Here is a 17826-nt window from a genome sequence, read left to right as displayed (position 1 = left end):
AGTTTTTAAGTCTCATTTATTTTTTTTGGGAGGTGTACCATACATTTTAGGTGTTACCGGTTTTAATTTAGGTGCTTTGCCTTCGATCTTAGGTTCTTCCAACCATTGATATTCCCCTTCACCATCTAAAGCTTTACCTTTTGCCCAAGAACCTTTGCTACTTTCGTCACCTTCTGAAAAGTTATAGAAGTCATAAGCAATATCTTTACGTTCTTCTTCTCTTGGGAAAGTCGTAGGAACAAGAATACCGCCCTCTGTTTCTTCTAATTCTTTGACAGCTGCTGCCCAAAGGTTTTGATGATAACTGTCTCTAGCCAATAAAACTGATAGTAGGTCTTTTACGCCACGATCATCGATCATTTCGTAAATACGAGCTACTTGTAGTCTTCCTTGAGATTCTGCGTTTAAGTTTGCACGAAAATCAGCAAGTAAATTTCCACTAGCAACAATATAACCACCACTCCAAGGATTACCAACGCTATCCGCAGGACGAGGTCCTAAGCCAGCTACAATAGCGTGTTGAGGATTCATGCCGGAAATGATCGCACCAATCGTTGGGTCTTTTTTCATTGCTTCTTCTTGATCTTCAACAGGTGCATCTTCAAGTAAGCGAGCAACCATTGTCGCTAACATTTCAACATGTCCAAGTTCTTCTGTTGCAATGTCCATCAGCATATCTTTATATTTTTCTTCTCCACGACAGCTCCAACCTTGGAAAAGATATTGCATCGCTACACTCATTTCACCATACTGTCCGCCAATTAATTCTTGTAAATATTTTGCGATTAATGGATTGGGACGATCTGGTTTTGCCTCAAACTGTAATTCTTTTTGGTGTCTAAACATCAAATCTCCTCCTAATCATTTTTTAATACATTACTATTGTTATATGTAATGGAAAAAAATTCAAAGAAAACGCTCTAGATATTGAATTTATTTTTTAAACGTTGATCTATCAATGTTTTATTCTGTGAGAATGACTTCGTTAAAAGAAAAAAATTAGGAATAGCTCAATGAAATATTTTTTTTATAAATGATAACTATTGATGATTTCCAATTGTATTCTCATTTTTGTTAACGGAAAGTAAGTAACGAGAAAGAAGAGAGGGTCACATCAAAGAACGATTGTTTTTAATTCCAGCTTCCAGCTTGGAGCTGAACGGCTTTCTCACGCCCCTGATAAACGGTGTTCCAAAAGCTTACTGCTCAGGTCAAAATGCTTTTGTCACGACCTATTGTTACTTGTAGAATGTTTGCTTCTTTGATATGGTTAATACAAGAAAAACATCGGAGGTATATCATGGCTAAAATTATGGTAGTGGAAGATGAAGAGATCATTCGTCAGCTGATTATGGAAGAGTTGGAGAAATGGCAATTTGAAACCTATGGAACGTCAGATTTCAATCAGGTTTTTGCTGATTTTGAGAAAGAAGAACCACAACTTGTTCTTTTAGATATCAATTTACCAGTATTTGATGGATATTATTGGTGCCAAAAAATACGAGAAATTTCCAAAGTCCCAATTATTTTTATTTCAAGTCGTAATACGAATATGGACATGATCATGGCGATGAACATGGGGGCAGACGATTTTGTGACGAAGCCGTTTCAAATCGATGTCTTGATTGCTAAAATCAATGCTTTATTGCGTCGCTCATATAATTATGGTGAGTTGTCGAGTGAAATGATGACCCACAATGGAATCACGTTGAATGTCGATAATGGTAGTATGGAGATTAATGGTGAAATGATCGATTTGAGCAAGAATGAGTATCGCTTGTTGTTTATTTTAATGAAGCAACACGGGAAAATTTTGACTCGTGAAAAATTGTTGCGTGCGTTGTGGGATGATGAACGGTTTGTCGATGACAATACACTGACGGTTAATATCAATCGCTTACGTCGTAAAATCGAACAGGCAGGGATCACCGATTATATCGAAACAAAAGTCGGCCAGGGGTATATTGTTCCCTGAAAGGATGAAAGACAACTATGAACTTTTTTAAGTATTTGAAAGATCAATGGTCGCTGATCGTCGGATGGATATTTTTTATTTTATTGACGATTTTTGTGATGTGGTTAGCCCCTAATATTACGGTCGATTGGGCCACGATTGCTTATTTAATACTGATCGAAGGTGTTTTCTTAATCTTTTTTTTACTTGTCTGTTACTTGAGTAAACGTCGATGGTGGGCAAAATTGGCAAATCTACAAAAAAATTCTCCCTTGCAAAATTATTTAGATGGTGGACATACAGAGGAAGAGAAGTTGATAGAAGATTATATCAATCAACTGATACGTGAACATCAGGAAGTGATGCAAGAAGCCATCACGAACCAGCAAGATCAAAAAGATTATATCGACTCATGGGTCCATGAAATCAAAGTCCCCGTAGCGGCTGCAGAATTGTTAGTACGATCGATCGAGTTTGATATCGATGATCAAAAATATACATTGTTAGAAAATGAGTTGTCTAAAATCGATGAGTATGTGGAACAAGTATTGTATTATGCGCGCTTGGATAGTTTTTCAAGAGACTATTTGATCCAAGAATACAAGATCAAGAGTATCATCCAACCCGTCATTCGTAGCCAAGCCAATTATTTTATCCAAAAGAAAATACGTTATGAAGTGATAGGTGAAGATCAAACGATTTTGACTGATTCCAAATGGGTGGCTTTTATTTTCAAACAGATTCTTAGTAATGCCATTAAGTATACGCCGGATGAAGGCGAGATCAAACTATTGATCGAAAAGACGACAAAAGGTGTAAAATTTTCTGTCAAAGATTCGGGCATCGGTATACCGAAAGAGGATATTGGACGGATTTTTGACAAAGGCTTCACTGGAGCGAATGGCCGTCTGAGCAAAACTCACTCTACTGGTTTAGGATTATACCTCGCTAAAAATCTCGCGGAAAAATTAGGGATTTCTCTCACTGTTGACTCGATTGAAGGAGAAGGGACGACCATGTCTTTGTTTTTCCCTATCTTGAGTTTTTACCAGGAAGAACGTTAAAAAATGGGATTGCGACAGGTTCACGCGTATTTCTGAAGGAACTACCGGTTGAACATATTCTAATTTGGTTGTGAGAGAAGTGTGTTGACCTTAAATGATGATTGAACAAGTTTAAATATAGTTATCCATCAGCTGTTACCCCGAAAGTAGAAGAATTTTCGAGGAAACAGTTGATTTTATTTATGGATTTATTAGTGACTGATTGAACTTCATAAAAACGTCAATGAAGTTAAGTTAGAAAAAAGTGAGAAATAAAAAATAACTCTTGTGTTGTTAACGTTTTCGTTGATATGTTCTATAACATGTGACATTTAAAAGAAGGAGAATGTTTATGGAATTATTAATCGCATTAGTCCCAATGGTCGCGTGGGGAAGTATTGGTTTAGTCAGTGGAAAGATCGGTGGCGATGCCAATCAACAAACATTAGGAATGACGATCGGTGCATTTCTTTTTTCACTCGTTGCTTTTTTCATCGTTAATCCAACGATTACGCCATGGATCATATTGATTGGATTTTTATCTGGTCTAGCGTGGAGTGTCGGACAAAATGGGCAATTTCATGGTATGAAGTTCATGGGAGTATCTGTAGGATTACCTTTATCCACTGGTTTTCAATTAATTTTGAATACGATTGCGGGCGCTGTCTTTTTCCATGAATGGACACAAACAAAAGATTACGTTTATGGTATTTTAGCGCTGATTCTTCTTGTAAGCGGTGCGTATTTGACTGCTCGACAAGATGATGAAGGAAAAGTCGATACAGATAATAAAATGCTTGATTTCGGTAAAGGATTCAGAGCATTGATCTACTCTACTTTAGGTTATGGTGTCTATACGATCATCGTCAACTGGGCGAATTTAGATGCGATGTCGATTATTTTACCGCAAAGTATCGGTATGATCTTAGGGGCTAGTTTCTTTGCTTTCCGAAAAGTAAAAGTTGATCAATATGTTTGGAAAAATATGGCGAGTGGATTGTTATGGGGAATCGGTAACGTATGTATGCTATTGACCGTTAAGTCATTAGGACTAGCAGTCGGTTTCTCTCTTTCTCAAATGGGGATCATCATTTCAACTCTAGGTGGTATTTTTATCTTAGGGGAGAAAAAGACCAAAAAAGAGCTTATATTTGTAATTGTAGGTTGCCTTTTAGTTATTTTTGGTGGTATCCTTTTAGGGTATATGAAAACAGCGTAAAGCTGTTTTTTTATATACCAAAAAATCAGGGGGAGGGAATTTAATGGATTTGTTTCGTAAGAAAAAAATCAGTCTCAATCATACGAGTGAGATGAAGAAAGAACTAAAAACATCCGATTTGATCATGCTTGGTATTGGCGCGATCATCGGTACAGGTATATTTGTCGTAACAGGAGTGGCAGCAAACCAAAATGCCGGTCCGGCACTATCATTATCATTTGTTTTAGCAGCGATCGTTGTGATTTTATCTGGTCTAAGCTTTGCAGAATTTGCTTCGCGGGTACCAGTGATCGGCGGACCATATGCGTATCTATACGTCGTATTCGGTGAATTTGCAGCTTGGTTGACTGGATGGTTATTAATCGGTGAGTTCTTATTGGCCGTTTCATCCGTTGCGTCAGGTTGGTCCGGTTATGTACAAGGGTTTATTGAAAGTCTTGGTTTTGGCTTACCAACGGCACTAACAGGTGGATATAATCCAGCCAATGGTACATACATCGACTTAATTGCGGTGCTTGTTGTGATTTTCGTCACATACGTTGTTTCTTTGGAAGCGAAGAAAGCGTTACGATTGAACAACATGATGGTTTATGTGAAATTTGGAATCATTGCATTATTTATTATTGTAGGAATCTTTTTTGTTAAACCAGAGAATTGGCAGCCATTCACACCATTCGGCTTTGAAGGTGTACTAGACGGTGCAGCCTTAGTTTTCTTTGCATTCTTAGGATTCGATGCGGTAGCGATGGCTGCGGAGGAAGTAAAAAATCCTCAAAAAGATGTACCAAGAGGAATCATCGGCTCGATCTTGATCGCCACGGTGTTGTATATTATTGTGACATTGATTTTAACAGGGATCGTTCCTTATACAGAATTAGGTGTAAATGATCCTGTGGCATTTGCGATGCGTTACGTAGGGCATGGAACAGTAGGAGCAATCATTGCGGTTGGAGCGATTTTGACCTTATTGACTGTAACGATCTCAATGATGTATTCATTAGCTCGCTTATTGTTTGCAGTAAGTAAAGATGGCTTGTTACCACAGTTCATGACAGAAATCGACAAAAAACATCGTACACCGAAGAAAGCAACTTATGCAGCTGGAATCGCTGCACTATTCTTTGCTGGGTTCTTCCCACTAAATATTTTGGCAGAGTTGACGAACATCATGGCATTGGCTTATCTAATGTTAGTTAGTCTAGGCTTACTGAAATTGCGTAAAATGTTTGGCAAACCAAAAGCAGGCGAGTTCAAAGTGCCATTGGTACCGATTTTACCAATCATTTCGATCTTATCTTGTCTAGTCTTGATGTTACGTTTACAGGCGGTTACTTGGTTAGTCTTCGCGATTACGATGGTGATCGGCCTAGTGATTTACTTTGGCTATGGTTACAAACACAGTAAGATGAATACCGAAAAATAAAAAATGAACAAAAAACCTTGTATCAAGCAGCGTTGCTGATACAAGGTTTTTTCATTCTATTTGTTATTGCGTTAAATCGAGTAATTTTTGTTTCAAGTCTTCTTCCATATGGCCAAGTTCGACTTCTGCATGACGACGTTTTTCTTTTCCTTCTTGTTGGATACGAAGTGTTTCTTGGATCGTTTCGATCAAATCATTTTGTGTGGTTTGCAATGTTTCGATATCCACGATGCCACGTTCATTTTCTTTAGCAGTTTCGATGGCAGAGATTTTCAACATTTCTGAGTTTTTCTTCAATAAATCATTGGTTGTTTCAGAAACTTGTCGTTGTGCTGTCACTGCATCTTTTTGTCGAAGCAAGGTCAACGCAATCACCACTTGGTTTTTCCATAATGGGATGGCTGTAGCAATCGATGCTTGGATCTTTTCTGCCAATGCTTGGTTTGTATTTTGGATCAAACGGATCTGGGGCGCTTGTTGGATCGTGATCTGTCTGGCTAAGCGTAGATCATGAGTGCGCTTGTCCAGGCGATCAAGAAACTGTGTATAATCATTGGCGATCTGTACATCCATTTGATCCCCTGTTTCTTCTGCTTTTCGCATGGCTTCTGGAATGATCTTTGTTTGCAATTCTTCCATTTTTAATTCGCCAGCAGCGATATAAATGTTCAACGCATCAAAATAATCTTTATTTTTTTGATAAAGTTGTTCTAACATCAGATTGTCTTTTAATAGGCCATCTTTTTCTTTGTCTAATTTGACTGAGATCTTGTCGATTTGCGCACCGATTTTTTGGTATTTGGCAGTGACTTCATAAATCGATTGTTTGACTTTACCGAATACGCGTTGGAAAATATTTCCTTCTCCTGCACGTAATTCATCTGGATTTGCTTCTTGAAGGCGGTACATCAGTTCAGTCAATGAATCACCGACTGGTCCGATATCTTGTGCTTGCACGTGATTCAACATCGACTGTGAGAACTCACCTAATTTTGTTTGAGCAGCTGAACCGTAGCTGATGACCGACTGAGAATCAGTGACATCAATTTTTTCAGCCAATTGTTTGGCTTGTTCTTGTCTTTCAGCAGGTAATTTATCAATCAACCGAGCAGCAGTTTGCTGTTCTTGAAGTGCATTAATTTCATTTTGTTGTGTTTGAGTCAATTTATCGACGGGTGTCGAAAAAGGATTATTCAATAAATCTTCTAAAGTATCATTTACAGGGGTTACTTCGTTTTTTGGTTCATGTGGATTATTTTCCATTAAAATTCCTCCTTATCGATTAAGCTAGAAAAAGTACCCGAAACAATCAGACGATGTCTAAGTGTTCCGAGTCCAAGAAATAAACGTGCTTATTCTTCTGGTACATCTTTATTATCACGCTTTAAGCTTTGTTTCGCAACAGATATCTCTACATCGATATCTTCCAAATCTTCCGAAACGAAATCTTGATAGTCTTTCGCGACTAATGAAGCAAGTTGATCAATGATCTGGGTACTTTCTTCCAGTTTTTGATAGGTCTGTTTGTTTTTGATCTCGTGTTCATTGATCTCAATATATTTGTTTGTCAAATCCACTAGGTTTGGCAAGTGGGTGTAAAGAAACTGACTCGCATCATGCAATCGAGTAGGTTCTTTTACGAGTTCTTTGAACAAACCTTTTGCTGCTTTTACAGGTTCGTGACGAAGATCGATCGCTTTAAGCTTTGCCGTTTCGTACATATTTTTTTCTAGTTGTTCGATTTCATTTTTTGTTTGATTCATCGTTTCTCTGAAAAAAGAGACTTCACTCGGTGTCATGCCATTTTCGCTATAATGGGCTGCTAATTTATCAGATAGATTTGGTAAAGCTGTTTTGTCCTTAGGTTTTTTACGAAAACCAAAAAGCCCCCAAATCAGCAAAACTGCGCCAATTAACAAGATCATTGATATGATCGATACATCATTATAACTGAAGAACAGTATCACTAAGAGTAAACCTACGATCCATTTCCAATTCTTTTTAATCATCCTAAAAACCTCCGTGTATATTCATTGTCCACTCTGCTCATCTACTTCTTTATTTTAGCACAACCTTCTTAATAATTAGTATCGGACTAAAGGTGGATTTTATGAGTTTATAGAATTTCTAAGGTTTGGATATGGTAAACTAAGTAAGAAATCAAAAAGAAAATTGAAAAAAATAAAAAAAGTAGTTATTATAGGACAAAAGAAAGCAGGGGAAAAGATGCTTGAATATGAACAGTTTGAAGAGAAAACGATCCAACGAAAAGAAATTTATCATGGAGCGATCATTGATGTCGCTGTGGATGATGTCCGCTTACCAGATGGAAATATCGGGAAGCGTGAATTAGTCTTTCATCCCGGTGGTGTAGGAATCATTGCTTTTGATGAAAAAGATCGTCTACTATTAGTCAAACAATTCCGCAAACCTTTAGAAAAAGTGATCCTCGAAATACCAGCTGGTAAAATTGATCCAGGAGAAAAACAGGCGCCTGAGATCACTGCTGCTAGAGAATTAGAAGAAGAAACTGGATACCGCGCAGAGCGTTTAGAGCATTTGACTTCTATGTATTTGTCACCAGGATTTGCGAATGAACTCCTGCATATCTATCATGCAGTAAATATCGAAAAAGTGGAACAGCCTCTCGCACAAGATGAGGATGAAGTATTGGAACTTTATGCGTTGACTTTAGCAGAAGCAAAACAAGCGATGTCAGATCAAGTCATTTGCGATGCAAAAACGATTTATGCGATTCAATACTGGGAATCAATGAACAAAGGAAAGTAGAGGGATCAATTGATGGTCAAAGGACCGCTAGTCACACGTAGCGAAATCCGTAAACGACAGCAAGCACAAGCACAAGCATCATTAAAAAAACAAAGAAAAGCGGAAGCTACGTACAAACAAGAAGAAAAAAAGATCGCGAGTTTCTATCGTAAAGAACAAAAGAAAAATAAGCCAATCACGAAAACAAGAGCGGGCGAACGAGAAAAAACACGTAAATGGAATGCTGTTTTGATGAAAGGCTTGGTTATCGTTATTTTATTGTTAGCCATCGTTTTTCTGGCAGTTGCATTTATATAGAAAGAAGGAACAACTAAATGAAAATTGGAATCATCGGAGCAATGGAAGAAGAAGTAAAAATTTTAAGAGAACAACTAGGAGAACCCTTATCATGGGAAAGAGCAGGTGCTCTGTTTATCTCAGGCTCATTAGGCAATCATGAAGTCATTGTTGTACGTTCAGGTATCGGTAAAGTCTTGGCATCGATCACAACAAGCTTATTGATTCAACAATACGGTGTAAACATGGTCATCAATACAGGATCAGCTGGCGGCATCGGTGAAGGCCTACGTATAGGGGATGTAGTGATCTCTGACAAAGTTGCCTATTTTGATGCAGATGTTACAGGGTTCGGTTACAAGCCAGGACAGTTACCAGGCATGCCTCTTTATTATGAAGCAAGCACGTATTTACGTTCAGAAATGAAAAGAGCCGCAGAAGCAACCAACTTGAATGCAAAAGAAGGCTTGATCGTCACAGGAGATACATTTGTTGATTCGCCAGTCAAAGTCCAAGAGATCCTTGGCAATTTCCCTGAAGCACTTGCTTGTGAGATGGAAGGGGCTGCAGTCGGTCAAACGGCGCAACAATTCAATATTCCTTTCTTGATCGTGCGAGCAATGAGTGATACGGCGGACCATTCAGCGACACAAAGCTTTGACGAATTCATCGAAGAAGCAGGGAAACGTTCAGCTGAAATGGTGATTGAATTTGTCAAACATCTTGTATAAGGAGCGAACCGAATGAAAGCATTGATTTCGATTGATTACACCTATGATTTTGTGGCAGATGATGGGAAATTGACGACTGGAAAGAGCGGTCAGGCAATTGAACCAGCTTTAACGAAGTATACAAAAAAGTTTATTGATGAGAAAGAATTTGTCGTATTTGCGATCGATGCACATGATCCCGAAGATGCTTTTCATCCGGAAAACCAATTGTTTCCACCACATAATATAGTCGGAACCAGAGGCCGCGATCTGTATGGTTCATTGCAAGAGATTTATGCGGAACATCAAACACAAGCCAATGTTTATTGGATCGATAAACGTCACTATTCTGCATTCAGTGGAACAGATCTTGACATTCGTTTACGGGAACGTGGGATTACAGAGATTTATTTAACAGGTGTTTGTACAGATATCTGTGTCTTGCATACAGCAATCGATGCCTATAACCTAGGCTATCAATTATTTATTTACGAAGATGCAATTGCCAGCTTTGATCCAATCGGACATGACTGGGCATTGAAACATTTTCAAACAGCCCTTGGTGCAGAGATCATTAAGGGATAAAAAGAGTGAGGTAGTGGATAAAATATTCGATCGAATATTTTATCCACTATTTCTATTGGTCATTAACTGAAACAATGGGAAATATATACATACAAATTGATCAATGGAGTGTACATAAAGTCGTTTATACGTGAAAGGAAGGAATCGGTATGAGAAAAGGGAAAGCAAATTTAGGTTTTTTTGGTTTAATGGGAATTTTAGTGTTTTTAGGATATTTACCAAATCTCTCAGGGTTATTTTCGCTCTTTGCATTATTTTCTTTGCTTGGCTTTTTTTGGATAACAAAAAATGGGGGAGGAGTGGAAGATTTTTTTATTAAAGAGAGCATTTTAACCAGAAGTATCTTACTAAAAACTATAATTTTTTCACTGTTATTAGCATATATTTTAACTATAAAACTGGGAGAGTTACAATTTTAATTGTTTTAAATTCATATCTGAGCAGAGGCTAGTACGGAGTAGCATCAGTTGATAGGTAAAGAAAATATAAAATCATACATAGATTCAAATTCAAAATATCAAAAAGAAATATGAAATAAGCCGGAAAAAAAGTTTTTCGACAAGTAGTGTTTTCATTTCAACTATTAAGAGGTGGGTGGAAAAAAGCAGGAACTCTATTTAAAAAACTGAACACTGCTGAAAGCCAGTTAAGTCAAATTGTGGGAGTAACCACCATTCGAGAATCAGAGTCAAAGATTGGTATAGAGACAAAATGAAAAAAGACTGTTTATCGAAGTAATTACTGTAAATAATATGATATAATTTTGAGGTAGAGAAGTGAAAAGATGGTGGCTAATCTCTTGAAAAAAGGATGATGCCTATGGTCCATAGCTCTTTATCCCTAGAAGGGGTAGGCAAGTGTCAAGTTTTGAAGCAATGCAACTGATGATTGCTTTTGCGACGTTAGTGTTGCTGATTATTGACTATAAAAATCAAATAAATAACCCTCTAAACAGAAAATTCTTTACTGAAAAAACGTTGATACAATGAAATATGACTTTAAAAAAAGAGTATAAAGCAAACAATTTGGTGTGTCTGCTCTATACTCTTTTAACTTGTTGTTTGACTATCAATTTTTTGATATAGTTCCTAAAAGAAATTTTTCACCAAATATGCACACGTTTTTCAGGTGCTAGATACATCGGATCTTCTTCGGTAATCTTAAATGCTTCGTAGAACTCTGCTAAGTTTTGTGGTTGGATATTCGCCCGAAGTTTCGCAGGTGCGTGAACATCGATTTGTAAAAGTAATTGTTGGTATTCTTTTTTCGCTTTTGTACGCCAGATTGTCGCCCAGTTCATGAAGAAATCGGCTGCTGAATAATCGTCTTCTGTCATTGCAGCTTCTAGTGCGCAACTTAATCCACCGGCATCGGCAATGTTCTCAGAAACAGTCAGTTTTCCATTGACTGTGCCATCAGCAAAAGGTACACCGTCAAACTGTTCGATCATGGCTTGCGCTTTTTCTTGGAAATGAGCGAAGTCTTCTTCTGTCCACCAGTTATTCAAGTTACCGAATTCATCAAATTTCGCGCCGTTGTTGTCAAACGCATGGGAAATCTCATGGGCAATGACTGCACCGATTCCGCCGAAGTTTGCCGAGCTAGATTGTTCCAAACTATAAAATGGTGCTTGTAAAATCGCAGCTGGGAAAACGATCACGTTTCGAAATGGATGATAGTACGCATTGACTGTATCAGCACTCATTTCCCATTCATCACGATCAACAGGCTTGTTCCATTTACTGAAACGGTCTTTTAGGGTTAGATGACTAAAGTTCAACGCATTTGAAAGCAAGGTTCCACCTTCATTTGCGGGAACTGTTTGGAACGCATCGAACAAGGCAGGGATTTTATCAGGGTAACCGACTTGGATGCCTAATTTGTTCAATTTGACGATTGCTTTTTCACGTGTCGCATCACTTAACCATTCATTCGTTTCGAGTCGTTTTTGGTAAACAGTGATCATTTTCTTGACCATTTGTTCAACATCTTTTTTTGCTGCTTCGCCAAAATACTTGTTTCCGTAGTAATCGCCCAACACATGATCAAACTGTCCAGAAGCAAGGTAATAAGCTGCTTTCTTTTGTGGCATTGCTTCATCAGTTCCTGATAAAGTCCGAGAGAAGATCCCACTGACTTGACGGAAATCTTCAGATAGATAACTGCTTAGTGAACGAACCGTTTTTACGATCATCCAGCTTTTAAGTAGTCGGAAATGTGGAGTCGTCAAAAGTTCAGCTAAATGTTCAAAGTAGACAGGGTCAGTAACGATCACTTGGTCTGGACGTGTGCCGATCAAGCCAGTGGTCAACGTAGTTAAGTCGAGAGCATCTGTATATGCCGTAAATTCAGTAAAGGCACGTGGGTTGTACATTTGGCTATAATCTGCATTTTCTTCCGCGCTTTTGACATGTGGCGCAATCAATTTATCGAATTGGATCGCTTGTTCGACGATTACTTCTGCCTGACTTCTTTCTCGGCCTGTCATTTCTAAAAGTTGGACCATCATATCAAAAAAGACGGACAATAATTGAGCACCATTTGGATGTTCTGCTTCATAATATGTTTTATCTGGTAAAAATAAAGAGGGTGGTGAAGCGAAAAAGGCATTGACCTGCGCATTTTTCATATCTGCATCCACATCTAAGACAACAGGCAACGGTAAGCTGTCCAATGTCCATTCGGGAAATTGCTGATTTAATTCGTCAAAGGAAGTGACTTGCTCGATCCTTTCGAGGATTGGTTGTAAAGGTGTAGCACCTAATTGATCTCTATATTCATAATCATTTGCTAGTTGATAATAAGCAAGGAAGTGACGCATTTTATCAGATGTAACTTTTGTTGGATCAGCTAACATCTCATCTGTATCTCGCATCATTAGTTGATCAATGCCATCAACTAAATCCTGAAACCCACCAGTTGCTGGCTTATCGGCAGGAATTGTTGCTGTTTTTAACCATGCTTCATTTACTGCTTCAAAAAAATCTTGTTTCAAACGTTCTTGGTTCATTGAATCATCGCTCCTTTTTAGTTCCGTGTGCCCATTATCTAACAAAAAAGCAGAATAAACAAATGGAACGTAAAATCTATTTCCGAGGAATAAAAGTGTAATCGGTTTCTCAGGCGGAAGAGGAGTAAAAACACGTAACATCTGAATCAAGAAAATTGATCAGAAAGAGCAATCAATCACTAGTCGATCTGATTTATTTTTTTAGGACTATCCCTTATAATGAGGGAGGAGGTGATTGATTCTGAAAAAAGCAAGTGGGAAATGGCAAGAAGTCTTGCTCAATGGAAAAACCGAGCGAATCAGTGAGTTTCGTCTGCTAAAAAGGAAACAAGAAAAAGGACACTATTTAGCAGTGATTTTTGAAAATGAGAGTTATTTGATCGTTGATCCTCAAGGAAAAGCAGTCGAATTTGTTACAGTGGTAAATGCCTATTCAACAAGCATTGCAACATCCAATACTTGGCAAGAAGCCAGTATAAATGCAGAAGGAATTGACGATGAGATGATCGATAAGCTTTGGGCAAAGTGGACACAACGAGCGCCGACGACTCATTTAATTGATTGCTGGGTAGGTTTGCCGGAACAACGTTTCTTGACATATAAAAAGTGGCGAACAACATCTGGTTATCTTTGTGGTACCTATGCGGCAGCAGTTTTACTTGCCTACTATCAAGATCATTGTATGCCCAATCTGATTCCTTCAGATATCCGCCGAAAAGATTCCCGCGATGCGAAAGAATTGATCCAAAAACTGCGTAAAACGATTCAACCTTTAGGCTTGCCTACCGTACCTATCCAAGTAAGTACAGGAATCTCAGCCTTTTTTAGAAAACAACAGCAACCGATTTATGCCAGAAGTACAGTAGTCGGTTCTTGGCAACGAGCAACAAAGCGTATTCGAGAAGGAAAACCTGTGATGATCGGTATTTTAAGATTGCTAGGTAGTACCTATGGTAATCATTGGGTCACTGCGTATGCTTACTATGAATCAGCTTCTGGTGAGCGTTATTATAAAGTCCATGATAATTGGGGAAACACAAATAAAGTGATTCCTGCAAGTTGGGGAAATGGAACAGTCTCACTTCCTTGATTATTTTCAGAAAATACCAGAAATACGGAACGAAATATGTTAAACTATCGAAGAATAGAGAAGTTTGGGAGGATGTCATGAGTAAAAAGTATCAGGACGACACGTTGAAAATCTTTAGTTTGAATGGGAATCGACCGTTAGCAGAAAAAATCGCCAAAGTATTTGGAACAGAGTTAGGGAAAAGTGTAGTCAAACAATTTAGTGATGGAGAAATTTCAATCAACATTGAAGAAAGTATCCGTGGCGACCATGTCTACATCGTTCAATCGACGAATGCACCAGTCAATGATTACTACATGGAATTATTGATCATGATTGATGCGATGAAACGTGCAAGTGCCAAAACAATCAATGTGGTATTGCCTTATTATGGTTATGCGAGACAAGACCGTACAGCGAAGCCCCATGAACCAATTACAGCAAAATTGATTGCGAACATGCTTGAAGAAGCAGGAGCGACTCGTGTATTGACCTTAGATCTGCATACGGTGCAAGTACAAGGATTCTTTGATATTCCAGTAGATAACTTATTTACAATGCCATTATTTGCACATTATTACCGTGAACTTGGTCTGATCGGCGATGACATTGTCGTTGTTTCACCAAAGAACAGTGGTGTCCAACGCGCGCGTAGCTTATCAGAGTATTTGAATAGTACGTTAGCGATCGTTGATCATGCGGACGAAGAAGTCGAAGGGACAGCAGCAAGTTACGTGATCGGGAATGTTCAAGGAAAAACGTGTATACTGGTTGATGATATTTTAAATACTGGATTGACATTCGCTCGAGCAGCCAAAGTCTTGAAAGAAAATGGCGCCAAGGATATCTATGTTTGTGCTTCCCACGGCTTGTTATCAGAGCCAGCAAAAGAGATCTTGGACGAAGCGCCAATCAAAGATATCTGTATCACTGATTCTGTCTATACACCAGAAGACCGTCACCCTGAAAACTTGACGATCGTCACTTGTTCAAACTTGATGGGTGAAGCCGTCAAACGTATCCACGAAAACACGCCAATGAGCCCATTGTTCCGTTTGGAAGAGAAGAGCTTTAGATAACAAATGAAACACCATAAAATGACGGAATTTAGGTCATTTATGGTGTTTTTTGCTAGAAACTTGGGCATATCGACTAAAAAAACATCTTTTTGGCTAAGTTTATTTTTGGTAACTAGCTATTTCTATGCTAGAATGTGCCTAGTTCTATTTGAAAGGGATGAATACATTGGGCAATATTTATTTAGATCATGCAGCGACGACGCCGATGCATCCGTTAGTAATCAAAGAAATGATGGCTATCATGGAAGGGACATTTGGCAATCCTTCGAGCATTCATGGATTTGGTCGGATGGCTCATGAAAAATTAGAAAATGCCAGACAAATCGTGGCAGATAGTTTGCACGTCCACCCGCATGAAATCATTTTTAACAGTGGCGGAACGGAAGGCGATAATACTGCGATTATTGAAACAGCATTCTCACGTCAAAATGAAGGGAAACATCTAATCACTACAGTTATTGAGCATCCAGCTGTCTTGAATACGATGAAGTATCTTGAAAAAAAGGGTTTTGAGGTTACATATCTACCAGTTGACCAAAAAGGAAATATCTCGATCGCTGATTTCCGCTCGGCTTTAAGAGAAGACACGATTCTAGTCTCGATCATGTACGGGAACAATGAAATCGGCAATTTATTACCAATCAAAGAAATCGGTGGAATTTTACGAGAACATCCAGCCTATTTCCATACGGATGCTGTTCAAGCTTATGGTAATCAAACGATTCATCCTCAAGAGTTAGGAATCGATCTTTTGAGCATATCTGGTCATAAAATCAATGGACCTAAAGGAATCGGTTTTTTATATAAAAGAGATGGCGTAAATATCCCACCTTTGCTTTTAGGTGGAGAACAAGAAGAAAAACGCCGTGCCGGTACAGAAAACTTAGCAGGGATCTGTGGCTTAGCGAAAGCGGTAGAAATATTAACGCTGGAAGAAAGAGAAGCACGTAATAAAAAATACTTGGGCTTCCAACAACTGATTTTAGATAAATTGACAGAAAATGAGATTGAATATGCGATCAATGGTGATTTGACGAATAAATTACCTCATGTACTGAATTTACGTATTCCAGGGATCGTCAACGATCTATTGTTGATGAAATTGGATCTACAAGGCTTTGCGATCTCAATCGGTTCGGCATGTACTGCTGGAAATATCGAACCTTCTCATGTACTAGAAGCCATGTATGGAAAAGGAACACCATTCTTGAAAGAATCCATCCGCATCAGTTTTGGCTATGGGAATACAGAAGAAGAAGTCCAACGATTTGCTGATGGTTTAGTCAAAGCAATCTAAGCGCTAAAAAACCTAGTAAAACGAGTTAGAAACTTTTATAATAAAGAGGAAACTAAACTTACTGAGGTGAAAAAGATGGCATTTGAACAAACAGCGTCCGTACTCGGTTCTCCAGTTAGCTACCGTTTACATCCAGATGCAAAAAGATACACATTACGCGATAATGGCTTTACAGAAACAAATGGCGGGAACTATCAATTGATTCGTCCACTTGATGCAACACCACAAAGCAAAGAAGGTTTTAAATTAAAAATCACGGTTGCAAAAGACATCAAGACAATGAAAATGTCGATCACGACAGCCAATGGTTTGCGTGCAGTCGATATTTTTAAAGATCCAAAGCAAAAAATGAGCCAAGATAAGTTTTATTTCTTGATGGATAGCATGATCAGTCGTGGACTATTTGAAAAAGTAGAAGGCTAAGCACTCATGTGACACAACAAAGAAAAACAAAAAAGTACCCAAGCACTAGAAAAACAAGTGCATGTATCGTCTTCATGTGACGGCGAGCATGCGTAACTGTCCTTCTTGCGCTTGGGTATTTTTCATTTATCGATCAGCAATCATTCAACTTTTGACCATTCATCTAATGTTTTTCCTTGGGCATCTTTTAGTTCTAACCAACTATTTGTTCCGCCATAATACAGTAATAGGCTAGCTTCATTCACGCTTTTGACGATGATGTCCTCCACAACTTTCCCATCTTTGATCTGCTCTTGGTAGTCAGCCCGCATCTTATCTCCATATTTCGCGGCATAACTAACCGAACCGTCTTTATTCAAAGGGGCATCAAGTAATAACGTAGCGCCAGCTTTGATCAACATCTCATTGCGACTGATCCAGTAAAGTGTTGCCTTGCTACCACGAAATTCCACAGTAAAAGGAATCTCGCTGATTTGTTTCGTCCACCGATGACGCGCTTTGGCAGGTTTCTTTTTCGTTGCAGTAAGCGGAGCAAATCCGTAGCCAAACGAGGATAACACAGTCGTTACTTTTTCGATCGTCGGGGCTAATTTTTTGGTTGCTTCAACTGGGATTTTTTCTTTGAAATCTTTGTCTTTTTCTAATGTCAGCCCAACTTCGGCGGCTTGATTATTCATTAGATACATAAAATAATCGGCTTCAAGATCCCATGGTAAATGGATAGTGATGACTTGGTCAAAGGATTTTGGGCGGATCTTTGTACCAATTGCCAGACACTTTTTATCTAAGTAATAAAGATAAAAGGAATTTTCTATTTCTTTTACTGGCTTTGAACAAATAGAGAGTTGGATTTGTTCTTTCTCCAATTGGATCTGTGTTTCAGAAGCAGTGATCGTGGTGTGAAAACTAACCTTAGGCATAGGTGTATCCTCCCGTTTTTTTCTACAG

The 17826-nt window shown here is 38.5% G+C and carries 19 protein-coding genes; 14 read left to right on the top strand and 5 right to left on the bottom strand.

The genetic code is table 11. From position 1 onward, the window contains the following. Positions 1 to 12: 12 nt before the first annotated feature. Positions 13 to 846 (bottom strand): manganese catalase, encoded by an 834-nt coding sequence (locus P3R27_RS10425; protein WP_034688959.1) that lies wholly within the window; start codon positions 844 to 846, stop codon positions 13 to 15. Positions 847 to 1300: 454 nt separating this feature from the next. On the opposite strand from P3R27_RS10425, the gene sapR reads away from it, so the two are divergent. The 4 genes from sapR (at position 1301) to P3R27_RS10405 (ending at position 5639) form a co-directional block, all read left to right on the top strand. Further along, a complete protein-coding gene (gene sapR, locus P3R27_RS10420) occupies positions 1301 to 1975 on the top strand; it encodes a two-component system response regulator SapR (protein ID WP_010736206.1) in 675 nt (224 codons plus the stop codon). Between the two features lie 17 nt (positions 1976 to 1992). Further along, on the top strand, positions 1993 to 3018 hold the full coding sequence (gene sapS, locus P3R27_RS10415; protein WP_034688958.1) for a two-component system sensor histidine kinase SapS: 1026 nt from the start codon (positions 1993 to 1995) through the stop codon (positions 3016 to 3018). Positions 3019 to 3349: 331 nt separating this feature from the next. Continuing rightward, positions 3350 to 4216: a GRP family sugar transporter gene (locus tag P3R27_RS10410; protein ID WP_034688957.1), complete on the top strand. Its 867-nt coding sequence runs from the start codon at positions 3350 to 3352 to the stop codon at positions 4214 to 4216. A gap of 43 nt (positions 4217 to 4259) precedes the next feature. Beyond that, positions 4260 to 5639: an APC family permease gene (locus P3R27_RS10405; protein ID WP_034688956.1), complete on the top strand. Its 1380-nt coding sequence runs from the start codon at positions 4260 to 4262 to the stop codon at positions 5637 to 5639. A gap of 63 nt (positions 5640 to 5702) precedes the next feature. On the opposite strand, the gene P3R27_RS10400 is transcribed toward P3R27_RS10405, so the two are convergent. Beyond that, positions 5703 to 6902, bottom strand: coding sequence for a toxic anion resistance protein (locus tag P3R27_RS10400; protein WP_034688954.1), 1200 nt, complete (start codon positions 6900 to 6902; stop codon positions 5703 to 5705). Positions 6903 to 6991: 89 nt separating this feature from the next. After that, entirely contained in the window at positions 6992 to 7648 is a 657-nt protein-coding gene (locus P3R27_RS10395; protein WP_034688953.1) for a 5-bromo-4-chloroindolyl phosphate hydrolysis family protein, read from the bottom strand. A gap of 217 nt (positions 7649 to 7865) precedes the next feature. Here P3R27_RS10395 and P3R27_RS10390 point away from each other — a divergent pair, with 217 nt between their 5' ends. The 6 genes from P3R27_RS10390 (at position 7866) to P3R27_RS10365 (ending at position 10989) form a co-directional block, all read left to right on the top strand. Continuing rightward, positions 7866 to 8429: an NUDIX hydrolase gene (locus tag P3R27_RS10390; RefSeq protein ID WP_034688952.1), complete on the top strand. Its 564-nt coding sequence runs from the start codon at positions 7866 to 7868 to the stop codon at positions 8427 to 8429. A gap of 12 nt (positions 8430 to 8441) precedes the next feature. Then, on the top strand, positions 8442 to 8726 hold the full coding sequence (gene macP / locus P3R27_RS10385; protein ID WP_034688951.1) for a cell wall synthase accessory phosphoprotein MacP: 285 nt from the start codon (positions 8442 to 8444) through the stop codon (positions 8724 to 8726). A gap of 17 nt (positions 8727 to 8743) precedes the next feature. After that, positions 8744 to 9436: a 5'-methylthioadenosine/adenosylhomocysteine nucleosidase gene (locus P3R27_RS10380; protein WP_126133935.1), complete on the top strand. Its 693-nt coding sequence runs from the start codon at positions 8744 to 8746 to the stop codon at positions 9434 to 9436. Between the two features lie 12 nt (positions 9437 to 9448). Then, complete coding sequence (locus P3R27_RS10375) at positions 9449 to 10000, top strand: cysteine hydrolase family protein (RefSeq protein ID WP_034688948.1); 552 nt, start codon at positions 9449 to 9451, stop codon at positions 9998 to 10000. A gap of 149 nt (positions 10001 to 10149) precedes the next feature. After that, entirely contained in the window at positions 10150 to 10419 is a 270-nt protein-coding gene (locus P3R27_RS10370; protein WP_034688947.1) for a hypothetical protein, read from the top strand. Between the two features lie 438 nt (positions 10420 to 10857). Beyond that, a complete protein-coding gene (locus P3R27_RS10365; RefSeq protein WP_235186340.1) occupies positions 10858 to 10989 on the top strand; it encodes a putative holin-like toxin in 132 nt (43 codons plus the stop codon). Between the two features lie 113 nt (positions 10990 to 11102). Here the strand turns inward: P3R27_RS10365 and P3R27_RS10360 are convergent, their stop codons facing one another. Next, the gene (locus tag P3R27_RS10360) at positions 11103 to 13010 is read right to left on the bottom strand and encodes a M13 family metallopeptidase (protein WP_301356903.1); all 1908 of its coding nucleotides are present in this window, start codon (positions 13008 to 13010) and stop codon (positions 11103 to 11105) included. Positions 13011 to 13245: 235 nt separating this feature from the next. On the opposite strand from P3R27_RS10360, the gene P3R27_RS10355 reads away from it, so the two are divergent. From P3R27_RS10355 to P3R27_RS10340, 4 genes are all read left to right on the top strand, one after another. Then, entirely contained in the window at positions 13246 to 14100 is an 855-nt protein-coding gene (locus P3R27_RS10355; RefSeq protein WP_034688944.1) for a hypothetical protein, read from the top strand. 77 nt (positions 14101 to 14177) lie between these two features. Beyond that, entirely contained in the window at positions 14178 to 15158 is a 981-nt protein-coding gene (locus tag P3R27_RS10350) for a ribose-phosphate diphosphokinase (protein WP_126133936.1), read from the top strand. A gap of 166 nt (positions 15159 to 15324) precedes the next feature. Continuing rightward, entirely contained in the window at positions 15325 to 16455 is a 1131-nt protein-coding gene (locus P3R27_RS10345; protein ID WP_080693158.1) for a cysteine desulfurase family protein, read from the top strand. A gap of 75 nt (positions 16456 to 16530) precedes the next feature. Then, positions 16531 to 16878, top strand: a complete 348-nt coding sequence (locus P3R27_RS10340) for a DUF1831 domain-containing protein (RefSeq protein ID WP_010736189.1) — start codon at positions 16531 to 16533, stop codon at positions 16876 to 16878. 140 nt (positions 16879 to 17018) lie between these two features. Here the strand turns inward: P3R27_RS10340 and P3R27_RS10335 are convergent, their stop codons facing one another. Beyond that, positions 17019 to 17798: a hypothetical protein gene (locus P3R27_RS10335; RefSeq protein ID WP_126133937.1), complete on the bottom strand. Its 780-nt coding sequence runs from the start codon at positions 17796 to 17798 to the stop codon at positions 17019 to 17021. Positions 17799 to 17826: the final 28 nt, after the last annotated feature.

The organism is Enterococcus spodopteracolus, assembly GCF_030441955.1.
Classification (GTDB): Bacteria; Bacillota; Bacilli; order Lactobacillales; family Enterococcaceae; genus Enterococcus_B; species Enterococcus_B spodopteracolus.
The sequence above is the reverse complement of the archived record's forward strand: the minus strand, read 5'-3'. Positions and strand labels throughout refer to the sequence as shown.

Coding starts and splice junctions, on each gene's coding strand:
- P3R27_RS10425 (WP_034688959.1), bottom strand. CDS start 846: ATGTTTAGACACCAAAAAGAATTACAGTTTGAGGCAAAACCAGATCGT.
- sapS (WP_034688958.1), top strand. CDS start 1,993: ATGAACTTTTTTAAGTATTTGAAAGATCAATGGTCGCTGATCGTCGGA.
- P3R27_RS10390 (WP_034688952.1), top strand. CDS start 7,866: ATGCTTGAATATGAACAGTTTGAAGAGAAAACGATCCAACGAAAAGAA.
- P3R27_RS10405 (WP_034688956.1), top strand. CDS start 4,260: ATGGATTTGTTTCGTAAGAAAAAAATCAGTCTCAATCATACGAGTGAG.
- P3R27_RS10410 (WP_034688957.1), top strand. CDS start 3,350: ATGGAATTATTAATCGCATTAGTCCCAATGGTCGCGTGGGGAAGTATT.
- P3R27_RS10360 (WP_301356903.1), bottom strand. CDS start 13,010: ATGAACCAAGAACGTTTGAAACAAGATTTTTTTGAAGCAGTAAATGAA.
- P3R27_RS10400 (WP_034688954.1), bottom strand. CDS start 6,902: ATGGAAAATAATCCACATGAACCAAAAAACGAAGTAACCCCTGTAAAT.
- P3R27_RS10350 (WP_126133936.1), top strand. CDS start 14,178: ATGAGTAAAAAGTATCAGGACGACACGTTGAAAATCTTTAGTTTGAAT.
- P3R27_RS10340 (WP_010736189.1), top strand. CDS start 16,531: ATGGCATTTGAACAAACAGCGTCCGTACTCGGTTCTCCAGTTAGCTAC.
- P3R27_RS10375 (WP_034688948.1), top strand. CDS start 9,449: ATGAAAGCATTGATTTCGATTGATTACACCTATGATTTTGTGGCAGAT.
- sapR (WP_010736206.1), top strand. CDS start 1,301: ATGGCTAAAATTATGGTAGTGGAAGATGAAGAGATCATTCGTCAGCTG.
- P3R27_RS10395 (WP_034688953.1), bottom strand. CDS start 7,648: ATGATTAAAAAGAATTGGAAATGGATCGTAGGTTTACTCTTAGTGATA.
- P3R27_RS10335 (WP_126133937.1), bottom strand. CDS start 17,798: ATGCCTAAGGTTAGTTTTCACACCACGATCACTGCTTCTGAAACACAG.
- P3R27_RS10370 (WP_034688947.1), top strand. CDS start 10,150: ATGAGAAAAGGGAAAGCAAATTTAGGTTTTTTTGGTTTAATGGGAATT.
- P3R27_RS10380 (WP_126133935.1), top strand. CDS start 8,744: ATGAAAATTGGAATCATCGGAGCAATGGAAGAAGAAGTAAAAATTTTA.
- macP (WP_034688951.1), top strand. CDS start 8,442: ATGGTCAAAGGACCGCTAGTCACACGTAGCGAAATCCGTAAACGACAG.